At 70.7% G+C, this 14,592-nt stretch carries 14 protein-coding genes; 3 read left to right on the top strand and 11 right to left on the bottom strand.

Going from position 1 to position 14,592, the window contains the following annotated elements:
• Positions 1-8: 8 nt before the first annotated feature.
• From OO69_RS34785 to OO69_RS34770, 4 genes are all read right to left on the bottom strand, one after another.
• Positions 9-347 carry an SCO5918 family protein gene (locus OO69_RS34785; RefSeq protein WP_033284862.1) on the bottom strand — a complete coding sequence of 113 codons (339 nt, stop codon included), beginning with the start codon at positions 345-347 and terminating at the stop codon, positions 9-11.
• A gap of 169 nt (positions 348-516) precedes the next feature.
• A complete protein-coding gene (locus OO69_RS34780; protein WP_019063123.1) occupies positions 517-720 on the bottom strand; it encodes a cold-shock protein in 204 nt (67 codons plus the stop codon).
• 203 nt (positions 721-923) lie between these two features.
• Positions 924-1,313 carry a MerR family transcriptional regulator gene (locus tag OO69_RS34775; RefSeq protein WP_033284861.1) on the bottom strand — a complete coding sequence of 130 codons (390 nt, stop codon included), beginning with the start codon at positions 1,311-1,313 and terminating at the stop codon, positions 924-926.
• 135 nt (positions 1,314-1,448) lie between these two features.
• Complete coding sequence (locus tag OO69_RS34770) at positions 1,449-2,291, bottom strand: hypothetical protein (RefSeq protein WP_051801398.1); 843 nt, start codon at positions 2,289-2,291, stop codon at positions 1,449-1,451.
• Positions 2,292-2,496: 205 nt separating this feature from the next.
• Here OO69_RS34770 and OO69_RS34765 point away from each other — a divergent pair, with 205 nt between their 5' ends.
• Positions 2,497-2,940: a DUF5994 family protein gene (locus OO69_RS34765; protein WP_324604575.1), complete on the top strand. Its 444-nt coding sequence runs from the start codon at positions 2,497-2,499 to the stop codon at positions 2,938-2,940.
• An 11-nt stretch (positions 2,941-2,951) separates the two neighbouring features.
• Here the strand turns inward: OO69_RS34765 and OO69_RS34760 are convergent, their stop codons facing one another.
• On the bottom strand, positions 2,952-3,722 hold the full coding sequence (locus OO69_RS34760; RefSeq protein WP_033284860.1) for a TIGR03943 family putative permease subunit: 771 nt from the start codon (positions 3,720-3,722) through the stop codon (positions 2,952-2,954).
• Entirely contained in the window at positions 3,719-4,828 is a 1,110-nt protein-coding gene (locus OO69_RS34755) for a permease (RefSeq protein ID WP_033284859.1), read from the bottom strand. The genes OO69_RS34760 and OO69_RS34755 overlap by 4 nt, the downstream gene beginning before the upstream one ends.
• A 180-nt stretch (positions 4,829-5,008) precedes the next feature.
• On the opposite strand from OO69_RS34755, the gene OO69_RS34750 reads away from it, so the two are divergent.
• On the top strand, positions 5,009-6,919 hold the full coding sequence (locus OO69_RS34750; RefSeq protein ID WP_106971156.1) for a potassium channel family protein: 1,911 nt from the start codon (positions 5,009-5,011) through the stop codon (positions 6,917-6,919).
• 69 nt (positions 6,920-6,988) lie between these two features.
• Here OO69_RS34750 and OO69_RS34745 read toward each other — a convergent pair whose 3' ends face one another.
• Entirely contained in the window at positions 6,989-8,788 is a 1,800-nt protein-coding gene (locus OO69_RS34745) for a prolyl oligopeptidase family serine peptidase (RefSeq protein WP_033284857.1), read from the bottom strand.
• Between the two features lie 159 nt (positions 8,789-8,947).
• On the opposite strand from OO69_RS34745, the gene OO69_RS34740 reads away from it, so the two are divergent.
• Positions 8,948-9,742, top strand: coding sequence for an SURF1 family protein (locus OO69_RS34740; protein ID WP_234444604.1), 795 nt, complete (start codon positions 8,948-8,950; stop codon positions 9,740-9,742).
• A gap of 54 nt (positions 9,743-9,796) precedes the next feature.
• Here OO69_RS34740 and OO69_RS34735 read toward each other — a convergent pair whose 3' ends face one another.
• From OO69_RS34735 to OO69_RS34720, 4 genes are all read right to left on the bottom strand, one after another.
• Positions 9,797-11,041: a hypothetical protein gene (locus tag OO69_RS34735; protein WP_033284855.1), complete on the bottom strand. Its 1,245-nt coding sequence runs from the start codon at positions 11,039-11,041 to the stop codon at positions 9,797-9,799.
• Positions 11,038-11,613, bottom strand: a complete 576-nt coding sequence (locus OO69_RS34730) for a SigE family RNA polymerase sigma factor (protein ID WP_019063113.1) — start codon at positions 11,611-11,613, stop codon at positions 11,038-11,040. The genes OO69_RS34735 and OO69_RS34730 overlap by 4 nt, the downstream gene beginning before the upstream one ends.
• 524 nt (positions 11,614-12,137) lie before the next feature.
• Positions 12,138-13,205 (bottom strand): aspartate-semialdehyde dehydrogenase, encoded by a 1,068-nt coding sequence (locus tag OO69_RS34725; protein ID WP_033284854.1) that lies wholly within the window; start codon positions 13,203-13,205, stop codon positions 12,138-12,140.
• Positions 13,205-14,476 (bottom strand): aspartate kinase, encoded by a 1,272-nt coding sequence (locus OO69_RS34720; RefSeq protein ID WP_033284853.1) that lies wholly within the window; start codon positions 14,474-14,476, stop codon positions 13,205-13,207. Before OO69_RS34720 ends, OO69_RS34725 begins: the two co-directional genes overlap by 1 nt.
• Positions 14,477-14,592 lie beyond the last annotated feature (116 nt).

The raw sequence follows: 14,592 nt of genomic DNA, 5'->3' as shown, positions 1-14,592 counted from the left end.
CGGAGGCGTCAGCCCAGGGTGGTGCCGATGTACGAGGTCGATTCCGGGCCGGAGTCCGTGGGGTTCTCCGTGGCGGGGGCCGGTGCGGGCGCCGGGGTGGCGGGCGCGGGCGGCGTCTCGTGGCAGGTGAAGCCGAGCCGGGTCAGCGCCCTGGTCACCTCGAAGGCGGTGAAGTCACGGCGGTCCTGCTTGGTGATGACCTCGCCGACCTGCTTGACCGGGTACAGCTTGCGACTGATGACGGCGCACTGGCCGGTGACGGGCTGCTCCGGGCGGATGCCCTTGAGCATCTCCTCCACCTCGCTCTTCGTCAGATCGAAGGGGTAACGGGCGATCACGCAGCGCATGGTGCCTCACCAAGGGGTTTCGAGCGGGAGGAGAGGGGAGGATTTCTCCTCGGGGAAAGCCGGGGTTGCCGGGGAAGCCGAGAACGGCGGGGGAACGGCAGGTAAATGAGCAGATACGAAAAGGGACCCGCACCCAAGGTGCGGGCCCCTGTTTCGCAGCTTCGCGTGCTTAGGCGGGAACGATGTTCTCCGCCTGCGGGCCCTTCTGGCCCTGCGTGATGTCGAAGGTCACCTTCTGACCTTCCTGCAGCTCGCGGAAGCCCTGGGTGGCGATGTTCGAGTAGTGGGCGAAGACGTCAGCGCCGCCGCCGTCCTGCTCGATGAAGCCGAAGCCCTTTTCCGCGTTGAACCACTTCACGGTACCGGTGGCCATGTCTTAACTCCTAGGCAGTGCACGAGATCCGCACTTTACGAATCTCCTCCATCGCCGTGATGATCACCTGTCCGGAGAACCGGTTCAAAATTGGCAACCACAACTGCAACTGAAGTCAGCCTAGCACGGAACCCATTTACGGGGCGGGGGAATTGGCCGGGAAAAGCGCGGCCCGGAAACGGTGAATTTCTGTTTCGGGCACATCAGATTTTCTGTCCGGAAGACGAGCCGTGGGACGACCCATGGGGCGCACCGTGGGACGAACCGCGCGGGTTCTCGTGGGCCCGCAGCTCCTCGTTGACGCGCAGCGCCTCGTCCAGCCGGTCCTCCAGGCTGATGATCCGGCACGCGGCCTCGATGGGCGTCCCCTGGTCGACCAGCTCGCGCGCACGCGAGGCCGTACGGAGCTGACGGCGCGAGTAGCGGCGGTGGCCGCCGTCCGACCGCTTCGGGGTGATCAGCCCGGCCTCACCCAGTGACCGGAGGAATCCGGGGGTGGAGGAGATCAGCTCGGCGGCCCGGCCCATGGTGTAGGCGGGGTAGTCGTCGTCGTCGAGCCGGTCGGCCGCGGGCTGCTGGCTTTCTGCGGGCATGTACACCTTTCCTGCGGCCACCGGGGAGGGACGGCGTGCCGCCGGGGGAGCTGGTTCCCCCGTACGGGAACTCTAGTCGCACCCGGGGAAACTCTGTCGCGGCGAACACAGATGTCCTCACGCCGGTTGACGCCCTCAGGGGGCCAGAACCAGCACCCGACAGGCGCCCGGAACCCGTGGATCAAGGCTGTCGGAGCCCCGCAGGGAGCCCCGTTCGGGTGCTCTCGCGGGGTCCGGCGGGGCTCCCGCGACGTCCTGCCAGCCCCAGGCCCGGTACGCCGTCAGGGTCTCGGTGTCGGTGCGGGGCACCAGGGTGACGCCGAGGGCCGGCGCGTGATCGGCGAGCAGCCGGCGCTGCAGGCGCCGGGCGAGGTTCCAGTCCCGGTCCTGGTAGTGGGTGCGCACGCGGGGCGGGACGACGATCCCGGAGACCGCGAAGAGTCCGCCGGTGACCGCGAGGCCGTGCAGCAGCCGGGGCAGCCGGGTGTCGTGGCCCTGCCACCAGGGGTCGGCGGCGCGCACGGGGAAGCCGTAGGCGCAGGCCGTCAGGGTCGTGTTCTCGGCGATCAGCAGGGTGAAACCGGGGCGCCGGACGTCACCGGCCAGCCGGCGCAGGAAGGCGGTGCGGGAACGGTTGCCCCTGCGGGTCCCGCCGCAGGTCTCCTCGTACAGGACGCCCAGGTCCTGGAAGCGGTCCTCGATCTGGCGGCGGCTGAGCGGGCGGACGCGGTCGCCTTCCCAGGGGGACGGGCCACGCTCGCGGTTGGACGTGTGGGGTTCGTCTCCGCTCGTGGACCATGTCCTCTCCCAGCCCGCCGTACCGGCACCGCCGTGTCCGGCAGGGGCAGCGGGCGCGTCCGCGGTCACCGGCCGACCGGGCACATTCACGGTCATGGGCTGAGCCCTGCCCCGGGCGCGGAACGGGTCCGCCCCGGCGTCGTGGTTCGCCGAGAACGGCACCGGTGCGATCCGGTGCACGAGAAATCCTCGGTCCTTTCACGGTACGCCCGCGGGGCGCGGAGGGGCTCGGAGCGCCTCCGGCGCGGACCGGCCCGCGCGGGGCGGGAGTACGGTGAGCGGTACCGGGAGTTCTCCGCACCTCGGCTCTGGCGCCGTCGTCGTTCCCAGTGCACCACGGCACCGGACCTCCGCACGACGGACGGCCGGGGACAGGGACCGCGACATGAACGCGCCCACGGACACCCACAGTTCGCCCGCCTCGGACACCATCGCCTCGTCGCCCGACGTGGAGCAGACCGCCCCGCCCCTGCTCCGGCTGCGCCTCGCCGCGCACACCTCCGTACCGCGCCGCCTCGACGGAGCCTGGTGGCCGCACTCCTACGACGTGCTCACCGAAGTGCCGCGCCTGCTCGCCGGGCTGCCCCGGACCTGGGGACACATCGTCAGCGTGATGGTGAACGGCCGGGTCTGGTCGACCGCCCCCGGCCGGATGCTCGTCGCCAACCAGGTCGTACGGCTGCACCGGACCACCGCCGTGCACGCCCCGAACACCGTCGTCCTGCTCGCGCCGGGCCGCGGCCGCTGGGACCTGCTGGTCGTACCGCCGGAGCTGACCGAGGAGGCGGCCGAGCCGATCATGGCCGCCGCCATCGCCAACCTCGTCTGAAACCAGGTCAGTTACTGGTTCCAGCTCTCGTCGTACGGGTCCTTCGGCGTCGGCACCGGTTTGGCCTGCGTGACCTGGAAATAGGGGATCGGGCGGTTGTTGATGGGGTCCTTGGTCTGCTTGGGGCTGTACGTGCCGGTGATCTCCAGCCAGGTGTCGGGCTGAAGTACCGGCGGGATCTTGCCGGTCAGCGCGATCTTGACCGGCTGGGCGTCCGCGGCACAGCAGTTGAGGGCCATGCGGACCAGGAACGGCGACCCCGACTTGTCCAGCGCGACGAACCCGGTGACCTTCAACTGCCGGGTGCCCAGGGACCGTCCGTGGTCGTAGACCGCGCGGCTCGCGTAGTCGACCAGGCCGATGGTGAGCGGGTTGCTGTCGGGGAGCTTGAGGAGACCGTACGGCTGCTGGATGGCCGTGCCGGTGCGGACCGCGCTGTAGGAGCCGAGGGCCGGCGGGGCGACCAGGATCAGGGCGAAGAGGGGGAGGACCAGGAGCCAGGAGATACGGGGTTCGCGGTGGACGTGGCCCTGGTGAGCGTCGTCTTCGTGGCTCGCGGTCTCGGTGTGGGCCTGGGTCTCGGTGTGCGCCTTCTCCCTCCGCGTCCGGCGCCACTCGTACCAGGCCGTCGCCAGTGCGGTCACGATGAGGACCACGCCCGAGAGCAGCAGGAGCGGTTGGAGGCCCGCCTTGACGTAGCGCAGGTAGAGGTTGGTGAAGCCCGCGTGCAGGAGGGCCGCGCCGACGAGGAACAGGACCGCCGCCTGTGCCTGCCGGTTCACAGGAGCACCGCCCCGGTGACGACCGCGCCCGCGATGGCCAGGACGAAGGTGGCCGGCGCGAAGCGCAGCGCGAAGCCGCGGCCGAACGTGCCCGCCTGCATGGCGAACAGCTTCAGGTCGATCATGGGTCCCACCACCAGGAACGCGAGTTTGGCCGTCAGCGAGAACTGGGTGAGCGACGCGGCGACGAACGCGTCCGCCTCCGAGCAGATCGAGAGGAGTACGGCGAGGATCGAGAGGGCGAGGATCGCGACCACCGGGTTGTCGGCGGCCGTGCGCAGCCAACTCGCCGGTGCGACCGCCTTGAGCGTGGCCGCGGACATCGCGCCCAGGACGAGGAATCCGCCGGCCTGCATCACGTCGTGCCGGACCGAGCCCCAGAACGCGGCCCCCTTGGTCTCCCCCGCGTGCGGCTCGTGGGCGGGCAGGCGCAGCCAGTCGGTGCGGCCGAGCCGCGTCCACAGCCAGCCCATCACGCAGGCCACGAGCAGACTGCCCGCGAACCGGGCGAGCACCATCTCCGGGTTGCGCGGGAAGGCAACCGCCGTCGCCGTCAGCACGATCGGGTTGATCGCCGGGGCGGAGAGCAGGAACGCGATCGCCGCCGCCGGGGTGACACCCCGGCGCACCAGCGCCCCGGCCACCGGCACCGACGCGCACTCGCAGCCGGGCAGGATCGCGCCTGCCATGCCCGCGATCGGTACGGCCAGCACGGGGTTCTTCGGCAGCGCGCGGGTGAAGAACGTCGCCGGTACGAACACCGCTATCCCGGCCGACAGCAGCACGCCCAGCACCAGGAAGGGCAGCGCCTGCACGACCACGGCCACGAAGACCGTCATCCAGCTCTGCATCACGGGCGCGGACAGGGCCTGACGGATCGGGCTCTGCGCCAGCACCACCACGAGCAGCACCATGGTCAGCACGAGCGGCGAGTTGAACTGCCAGCCGTCCTTCGCCCCTTTCGCCCCTTTCGCCTCTTCGGCGGGCGCGGCCGGTGACTCCTTGGCGGGCGCCTCCGGTTTCACGTCCGGTTTCGCGTCCGATTTCGCTTGCGGTTCCGGCGGCGTCTCCGTGGTCGGCGCGGCTGGTTCGGTGGTGATGGCCACGGGTGAGATACCTCCGGCAGACGCCTGGTTTCGCGAGTTTTGCTCCCTGTCTCTGCATACGGCAGCAGGGGCACGGGTGTTCAGCGCAATACTGGAACCACCCGCCTCCTTGGGGCAGTCTTTCCCCTCGTGGCGAGCAGCGTTCCGAATCAGACCCCTCCGGGCAGTGCCCGTGCGCACATGGTGGTGTGCGGCGACGACGCGCTCGCGCACCGGCTCGCCGTCGAACTCCGCAGTGTCTACGGCGAGCAGATCACCCTCGTCGTCCCGCTCTCCGAGGCCACCGCCCGGCCGCCCGTCGTCGGCCGCGCGCGTGCCGCCTCGGCCGCGCTGCTCGACCGGGTCAACGCGGCGGTGGGCCGGGCCAACGGCAATGGCGGCGCCGGCGGCACCGCACCCGTCGCTCCCGAACCCCCGCGCGGGGAGCGGGTGTTGGAGGTCGCCGAGCTGACCGAGGCCGTGTTCGCCGAGGCGGGTGTGGACCGGGCGACCGCGCTGGCCCTCGTCTATGACGACGACGAGACGAACATCCGCGCCGCCCTCACCGCCCGGCGCCTCAACCCCCGTATCCGGCTGGTGATCCGCCTCTACAACCGGCGGCTGGGCCAGCACATCGAGGAACTCCTCGACCAGGCCGCCGCGTTGGCGACCGGTGACGGAGCGGGCGGCGGGTCCGGTACCGGGTTCGACGCGTCCACCACCGTCCTCTCCGACGCCGACACGGCCGCACCCGCGCTGGCCGCGACCGCCCTCGCCGGTACCAGCAAGGTCGTCCAGACCGACGGGCTGCTGCTGCGCGCGGTGGAACGGCCGCCACCGGCACCCGGGGAGGTGGCCGACCCGGGCCTTGCCACGCTGGCCCTGCTCTCGGCGACCAGCAGCGACCCGGCCGGTGCGGACGGCTCCGAGGGCATGGGCGAACAGGGCCCGCGCCTGCTGCCCGACGCGGCGGCCGTCGCCTCCGCCACCGGGCGCGGAACCGTCGTCCTGGAGCAAGTGTCGTACGCCGGGCCGCAGTTGCCGGTCGGGCGCGGGGGCGGGGTCGTCCCGGCGTGGTCCTCGCTCTTCTCGCGGCGGCTGCGGTGGTCGCTGGCGGGCATGGTGGCGTGCGTGATCGCGCTCGCCGTGTCGCTGTGGCTGGTGACGCAGATCCATCCGCTGACCGCCTTCTATCTCACCCTGCTCGATCTCTTCGCGATCGACGACCCCGCGATCGGGGCGCCGTTGGGGCGGCAGATCCTTCAACTCCTGTCCGGGCTCGTCGGGTTGCTGATGCTGCCGGTGCTGCTGGCCGCCGTGCTGGAGGCGCTGGGCACCTTCCGTACGGCGTCCGCGTTGCGCAAGCCGCCTCGCGGACTCGGCGGGCATGTCGTGCTGCTCGGGCTCGGCAAGATCGGCACCCGGGTGCTGACCCGGCTGCGCGAACTCAACATCCCCGTGGTGTGCGTCGAGGCCGACCCCGAGGCGCGTGGCCTCGCGGTCGCGCGCCGACTGCGGGTGCCGGTGATCCTCGGTGACGTCACCCAGGAGGGCGTCCTGGAATCCGCCAAGGTCAACCGCGCCCACGCCCTCCTCGCGGTCACCAGCTCCGACACGACGAACCTCGAAGCGGTGCTGTACGCCCGTTCCGTGCGGCCGGATCTACGGGTCGTGCTCCGGCTGTACGACGACGACTTCGCGACCGCCGTGTACCGGACCCTGCGGGCCGCCCACCCCGGTGCCCTGACCCGCAGCCGGAGTGTGTCCCACCTGGCCGCGCCCGCGTTCGCCGGGGCGATGATGGGGCGGCAGATCCTGGGAGCGATCCCTGTCGAGCGGCGGGTGCTGCTGTTCGCGGCGATGACCGTGGGCGGGCATCCCCAGCTGGAGGGGAAGACGATCGCCGAGGCGTTCCGGGCGGGGTCGTGGCGGGTGCTCGCGCTGGACACGGCTACCCGGGACGCCTCCGAGGACGTACGGCGGTCGGGGCTGGTGTGGGACCTGCCCGACTCGTATGTCCTGGCCGGCTCGGACAGGGTTGTGCTGGCGGCGACCCGGCGGGGGCTGGCGGAGTTGCTGGGGCGGCGGCCTCGGGATCGTGCGGGGACGTAGGGAGCGGGGACTTCGGATCCCCGCTCCTCACGCGACTCCCGAGGAGACCAACCTTTTCGGAAACCCTGCCTACTTCCCCAAGTGCCGCTCCGCGAAGTCCAGTTCCAGCTTCACCTGCTTGATCCGCTCGTCCACCACCAACGACCCGTGCCCCGCGTCGTACCGGTACACCTCGTGCACCGCGCCCCGCGACTCGAGCCGCTTCACGTAGTTGTCGATCTGGCGGATCGGGCAGCGCGGGTCGTTGACGCCCGCCGAGATGTAGACCGGGGCCGTGACCTTGTCGACGTACGTCAGCGGGGAGGACGCCTCGAAGCGGGCCGGGACCTCCTCCGGGGTGCCGCCCAGCAGCGTGCGGTCCATGGCCTTCAGGGCTTCCATCTCGTCGTGGTACGCCGTGACGTAGTCGGCGACCGGCACCGCCGCGATGCCCAGGGTCCACGCGTCGGGCTGGGTGCCGATGCCGAGGAGGGTGAGGTAGCCGCCCCAGGAGCCGCCGGTGAGGATCAGCCGGGCGGGATCGGCGAGGCCGGAGGTGATCGCCCACTCCCGGACCGCCGCGATGTCCTCCAGCTCGATGAGACCGACCCGGTACTTCAGGGCGTCGGTCCACGCGCGGCCGTAGCCGGTCGAGCCGCGGTAGTTGACCCGGACGACCGCGTACCCGTGGTCCACCCAGGCCGCCGGGCCCGCCGAGAAGGAGTCGGAGTCGTGCCAGGTCGGGCCGCCGTGGATGTCGAAGACCGTGGGGAGGGGGCCGGTCGCGCCCGCCGGCTTCTGGACCAGGGCGTGGATGCGGCCGCCGGGGCCCTCCACCCAGACGTCCTCCACCGGGACCGAACCCGGTGACTTCAGGCCGGGCGGGTCCAGGACGACCTCGCCCGACGTCGAGCGCACGGCCGACGGCTCGGCGGCCGACGACCAGAGGTACTCGACGCTGCCGTCGGGGCGGGCCGTGGCACCGGAGACCGAACCGGGCGGTGTCGGCACCTTCTCCAGTCCGCCCGAGGCGAGGTCGTAGCGGAAGACCTCGCTGCGGGCCTCGAAGCTGTGCGCGATGAGGAGGGCCGAGCCGTCCGGGTACCACTCGGCGCTCACATCGCCGGGCAGGTCCAGGGACAGGTCCGTCTCGCCGCCCTTCACCACGTCCCACACCAACGGCTCCCAACGACCCCGCCGTTGGTGACCGATGAGGAGACGGGTGTCGCCGTCGACCGGTGCGAAACCCAGCACCTCCAGGCCCAGCTCCTCGGTGCCGCCCTTGGTGTCGTCCAGGTCGGCGACCGCCGTGCCGTCCGGGCGCAGGACGCGCAGCGCGGAGTGCATCGCGTCGCCGTGCTCCGTGTGCTCGATCGCGATCAGCGAACCGTCGTGCGAGAGGTCGCCGACGCCCGCCGACTCGCGGTGGCGGTAGATCAGCGTGGTCTCGTCACCGGTGCGGGCGAGGTGGATCGTCGTACCGTCCTCGTCCGTCGAGCGGCCGACCACGGCGGTCCTGCCGTCTCGCGCGAGGGCGACCCCGGCCGGATAGGACGGTTCAAGGCCGGGTACCGCCGGTTCGTCCGGTCCGCCCTTGAAGGGCTGGCGGCGCCAGACGCCGAACTCGTCGCCGTCCTTGTCGTCGAACCACCAGATCCACTCCCCGTCCGGGGAGAGCACACCGTCCGTCGTGCCGTTCGGCCGGTCCGTGACCTGGCGTTGCTCGCCCGTCGCCCGGTCCCAGGCGTACAGCTCATACGTCCCCGTCGCGTTCGACACGAACAGGGAACGGTCGGGTGCGTCCTCCGCCCAGTCGGGCAGGGACACGCGGGGCGCCCGGAAGCGCTTCTCCCAGTCCGGTGTGTTCTCGGACCCGTTGCTCTCAGTCATGGCCCCATACTGCCCGCCCACACAGACATTGCACTGGTCGGATCCTCAGCCTGTGGATAACTTCGACCAAGTCCCGGTCGGAGCATTGCCGACGCCCGGTGAACCTCCGGGCCGACCCCCGGGCCAAGGGCGCCGCGACAGCCCCGTACCGTGGAAGGCGTGTACCGGTTTCTGCTGACATCGCGCTGGTGGGGCATCAACGTCTTCGTACTGCTCGCCATCCCCTTCTGCGTCTTCATGGGGTCGTGGCAGCTGAGCCGGTTCCAGGCGCGCGTGGACAGCAGCCACCAGGCCACCAAGCAGGTCGAGACGGACCGCACGGAAGCCGCGCGCCCCCTCGCCTCACTGCTGCCCGTCGACCAGAGCACGTCAGGCCGGCAGACCACCGCGACCGGCCACTACGGCAAGCAACTCCTCGTCCCGGACCGCCAGTTGGACGGGAAGAACGGCTTCTACGTCCTGACCCTGCTGCGCACCGACGACGGCAAGGCCCTTCCCGTCGTCCGCGGCTGGATCCCCGGCAGGCCCGACGCCGCGAAGGCACCGGCCGCACCGACCGGTGAGGTCACCGTCACCGGCTCCCTCCAGGCGTCCGAGACCCCCGGCGACAACGGAGTGAGCGCCCAGGGCGGCCTCCCGTCCGGCCAGACCGCCGCGATCAGCGCGGCCTCCCTGGTGAACCTGGTGCCGTATCACCTGTACGACGCGTGGATCACCCTCGACAAGGGCGACTCGGGGATGAAGGCCGTACCGGCGACCGCGCCCGCGAACACCGGCCTCGACCTGAAGGCGTTCCAGAACCTCGGCTACACCGGCGAGTGGTTCGTCTTCGCGGGCTTCGTCGTCTTCATGTGGTTCCGGCTGCTGCGCCGCGAGGTGGAGTTCGCGCGCGATGCGGAGCTGGGCATCGTCCCTGAGGACGAGCAGGAACAGGCGCCCGTCACCGTCGTATGACAACCCTCGTCTGACACCCAGCGGATGACGCCGGTCCCCCGACCGGCGACCTTCCTACGACCCCGCCAGCAGGCCCGTCCGGTAGACCGTGCCCGCGCACGCGTTCGGCACCGTGGCCGTGACCGTCGGGGAGCCCGCCTCCGCCGTGTGGGAGACCTGGACGCTGCCGTCGAGCGTGCCGTCCGTGCGGAGCAGCTGGGTGGACGTGCCCGTGTCGCCGGTCGTGGAGCCGCTGCTGGTGCCGGCGTCCTCGGTGGGCGTCGGGGTGGGTGTCGAACCGCCGGTGGTGGTGCCGCCGGTGCTGGTACCCGTGGTGGGGCAGGTCTCGGAGGGCACCCAGGCGAACTTGACCACGTAGGAGGCGCCCGCCTGGAGCACCAGCTGGGAGACCTCCGTCGACGGGTCGGGCAGTCCGGCCGCCGCGTCCCCGGAGCTGTGCTGCGCCACGCTGATCTTGGTGGAGTCGGCGGCACCCACCGCGGAGGTGCCCACGGTGCCGGGGCCGCTGACGGTACAGCTCGTGCCGGAGGTGTTGGTGACGGTGAACGCGCCGTAGACGACACCCGCCGCGTCGGCCGCGTCCACCGTCGAGTTGGACGAGCCGAGCTGCTCGGCCGTGCAGACGGACGCGGCCGTCCCGGCGCTGGCCGAGGGGTTCGCGCTCACGGTGCCGGGGCCGGGGGTCTTGCCCGTGCCGTCGTTCTTGTGGCCGCCCGGGTTCTGCGAGGCCCGCCCGGAGGTACCGCCGGAGGTGCTGGAACCGCCGTCCGGGCCCTTGCCCTGGCTGGTGCCGCCCTGCGCCTGTGAGCTGTTGCCCATGATGGACGGGTCGGCGTCGGAACCGGTGGAGTTCGAGACGTGCACGAGGGCCGGAATGGCGGTGCCGAAGAAGAGCACGGTGGCGGCCATGCCGACGAGGGCCTGGCGCTTGCGGGCCCGGCGGGCCGGTACCGCCTTGCGCAGGTGGTCCAGCGTGCCGTCGCGCGGCTCCACCTCCTGGACCGCCTGGTGCAGCAGCCGCCGTAGCGCCAGCTCGTCGGAGTCGAAGCCTTCAGGGTTGTCCCTGTCAGGGGTGTCCCCGGGGTTCTCGGGGTTGTCCCCTCCGGGGTGTTGCCCGTCGAGGCTCGGCCCGGTGGGGCTCTGTTCGTCGGGGCCGTGGTTCACAGTTCCGTTCCCAGCATGTGTTTCGTTCGGCGGTTCCTTGCGGGCCCAGGTCGGGCCGCGCCGGATGTCCGGCTCGCGCCGTTCACGCGAGCCGTTTCCCTCGGCCGTGCCGTTTCCGTCGGCCTTGTCGCTCATGCCGTGGCCTCCATGGCGATCCGGAGGGCGGCGATCCCGCGCGAGCCGTACGCCTTCACCGAGCCCAGCGATATGCCGAGCGACTCGGCGACCTGCGCCTCGGTCATGTCCGCGAAGTAGCGCAGGACCAGGACCTCGCGCTGGCGGCGCTGCAATCCCTTCATGGCCTTGATGAGGGAGTCGCGCTCCAGCAGGTCGTAGGCACCCTCCTCCGCGCTGGCCATGTCCGGCATCGGCTTCGAGAGGAGCTTGAGGCCGAGGATGCGGCGGCGCAGGGCCGAGCGGGAGAGGTTGACGACCGTCTGGCGCAGATAGGCCAGGGTCTTCTCGGGGTCACGGACACGTTTGCGCGCCGAGTGGACCCGGATGAACGCCTCCTGGACGACGTCCTCGCAGGAGGCGGTGTCGTCGAGGAGGAGTGCGGCCAGGCCGAGCAGCGAGCGGTAGTGCGCCCGGTAGGTCTCGGTGAGATGGTCGACCGTCGTTCCGGCCGCGACGGCGTCGTCGACACCGTCGCGCTGGTTCGGGATGCGGGCGGGCCGCGCTGCGGGCATCGGCGCGATCACCGGCATGCCGCCGGGCGCACGGGATCCACGCGGAGGCCGTAGGGCCGTGCCGCGTGCCGCAGTGAAGTCGAGTACCTGAGCCACGCAAGTTGGACACACTTCCCCCCTTGGGGGTTGTACGCGTCGGCCGTCACATTTACGTCAGACGAAACAGACAGTCCACACACCTGTCCTCTGCGACCGCCCACCTGTCTCGCGTCCTCACCCACCCGTCTGGTGTCAGGCAGCACAACCGGCAGTGCGTCGAACACCCTCATGCCTACCCGCTCTTCCCCTGTGTCATGAAAAGTCCGGGACGTCCCCACGTCCCTTACCGCATCACCACGCGCCCACCTGAAGGGCGTTCGCAAAGACGCTCCCCGCTCGCCGCGCGGTTGCGGGAAGCGGGGAGTGAAATCTTCGGATGCGAAGGTGGCTGGATTCAAGGGTTCCCAACCATTAATCCGGCCACATCGCGCACACTGATCCTACAAACCCGGGCGCCACTGGCCAGCGGATTTACGGCGGGGCAGGGGGAGTTGGGCCCGGGCTCAGGCCAGTTCGCGCGCCACCAGCTCGGCGATCTGCGCGGTATTGAGGGCCGCACCCTTGCGCAGATTGTCGCCGCAGACGAAGAGTTCGAGCGCGGTCGGATCGTCCAGCGCCCGCCGCAGCCGCCCCACCCAGGTCGGGTCGGTGCCCACCACGTCGGCGGGCGTGGGGAACTCCCCGGCGGCCGGATTGTCGAAGAGGACGACCCCCGGGGCCGTGGCGAGGATCTCGCGCGCCCCGTCGACCGTGACCTCGCCCTGGAACCGGGCATGGACGGTGAGCGAATGCGTGGTGACCACCGGGACACGCACGCACGTCACGGCGACCGGCAGCGCGGGCAGCCCGAGGATCTTGCGGGACTCGTCCCGCACCTTCATCTCCTCCGAGGACCAGCCGTCCTCGCGCAGAGAACCGGCCCACGGTACGACGTTCAGCGCGACCGGCTCCGGGAACGGCCCGGTGTTGTCGCCCACGGCCCGCCGCACGTCACCGGGCTTGGTGCCCAGGTCCGTACCGGCCACGAGGGACAGCTGCTGGCGCAGGGTGTCGACCCCGGCCCGCCCGGCCCCGCTCACCGCCTGGTACGACGACACCACCAGCTCGCGCAGCCCGAACTCGGCGTGCAGCGCGCCCACGGCGACGATCATCGACAGGGTCGTGCAGTTCGGGTTGGCGATGATCCCGCGCGGCCGGTGCCGCACCTTGTGCGGGTTGACCTCGGGGACCACCAGGGGCACCTCCGGGTCCATCCGGAAGGCGCCCGAGTTGTCGACGACGACCACGCCCTTGGCGGCGGCGATCGGCGCCCACTGCGCGGAGACCTCGTCCGGGACGTCGAACATCGCGACGTCGACCCCGTCGAAGGCCTCCTCCGTCAGGGCCACCACCTCGACCTGCTCCCCGCGCACGGCCAGCTTGCGGCCGGCCGAGCGCGGAGAGGCGATCAGGCGGATCTCGCCCCAGATGTCCGCGTGCTGGGACAGGATCTGGAGCATGACCGTGCCGACGGCCCCGGTCGCTCCGACCACGGCGAGCGTCGGACGCACGGTCGCTCCGATGGTGGCCATCAGCGGCCGGTGCCTCCGTAGACGACGGCTTCGTCGCTGTCGGAGTCGAGGCCGAACGCCGTGTGCACGGCGCGGACGGCCTCGTTGACGTCGTCGGCGCGGGTGACCACCGAGATGCGGATCTCGGAGGTCGAGATCAGCTCGATGTTGACGCCCGCGTCGGACAGGGCGGTGAAGAAGTCGGCGGTGACGCCCGGGTTCGTCTTCATCCCGGCGCCCACCAGCGAGATCTTCCCGATCTGGTCGTCGTAGCGCAGCGACTCGAAGCCGATGCCGTCCTTGTTCTTCTCCAGGGCGTCGATGGCCTTGCGGCCCTCGGCCTTGGGGAGGGTGAAGGAGATGTCCGTGAGGCCCGTCGAGGCGGCCGACACGTTCTGCACGATCATGTCGATGTTGACCTGCGCGTCGGAGATCGTCCGGAAGATCACCGCGGCCTCGCCCGGCTTGTCGGGCACGCCGACGACCGTGATCTTGGCCTCGGAGGTGTCGTGCGCGACACCGGAGATGATGGCCTGCTCCACCTTCTGGTCCCCAATCGGCTCACTGCTGACCCACGTGCCCTGAAGTCCGCTGAAGCTGGACCGCACATGGATCGGGATGTTGTATCGGCGGGCGTACTCCACACAGCGGTGGAGCAGCACCTTGGAGCCGGAGGCGGCGAGCTCCAGCATGTCCTCGAAGACGATCCAGTCGATCTTCTTCGCCTTCGACACCACCCGCGGGTCGGCGGTGAACACACCGTCGACGTCCGTGTAGATCTCGCACACCTCGGCGTCGAGCGCGGCGGCGAGAGCGACGGCGGTCGTGTCGGACCCACCCCGCCCCAGCGTGGTGATGTCCTTCTTGTCCTGGCTCACACCCTGGAACCCGGCGACGATGGCGATGTTGCCCTCGTCCAACGCCGTACGGATCCGACCCGGCGTGACGTCGATGATCCGCGCTTTGTTGTGGACCGAGTCGGTGATGACGCCTGCCTGGCTCCCGGTGAACGACTGGGCCTCGTGGCCCAGGTTTTTGATCGCCATGGCCAGCAGCGCCATGGAGATCCGCTCCCCGGCGGTCAGCAGCATGTCGAACTCACGCCCGGCGGGCATCGGAGATACCTGCTCGGCGAGATCGATCAGCTCGTCCGTCGTGTCGCCCATCGCGGAAACGACGACGACCACTTGGTGGCCGTTCTTCTTCGCTTCGACGATTCGCTTGGCGACGCGCTTGATGCCCTCGGCATCGGCTACGGAGGAGCCTCCGTACTTCTGCACGACAAGGCCCACGTGCGCTCCTCGCTCAGTCCTGGTGTGTCGGCTCAGTTTAACGAGCGCCCGAAATTCCCTTCCCAGGTATCGCATGGTGAGATTCGGACCGCCCAGGTCAGCGCATGCCCACTTAA

It is taken from the genome of Streptomyces sp. NRRL F-525 (genome assembly GCF_000716605.1).
Classification (GTDB): domain Bacteria; phylum Actinomycetota; class Actinomycetes; order Streptomycetales; family Streptomycetaceae; genus Streptomyces.
Note: the sequence above shows the minus strand (reverse complement) of the source record. Positions and strands in the feature narration are given on the sequence as shown.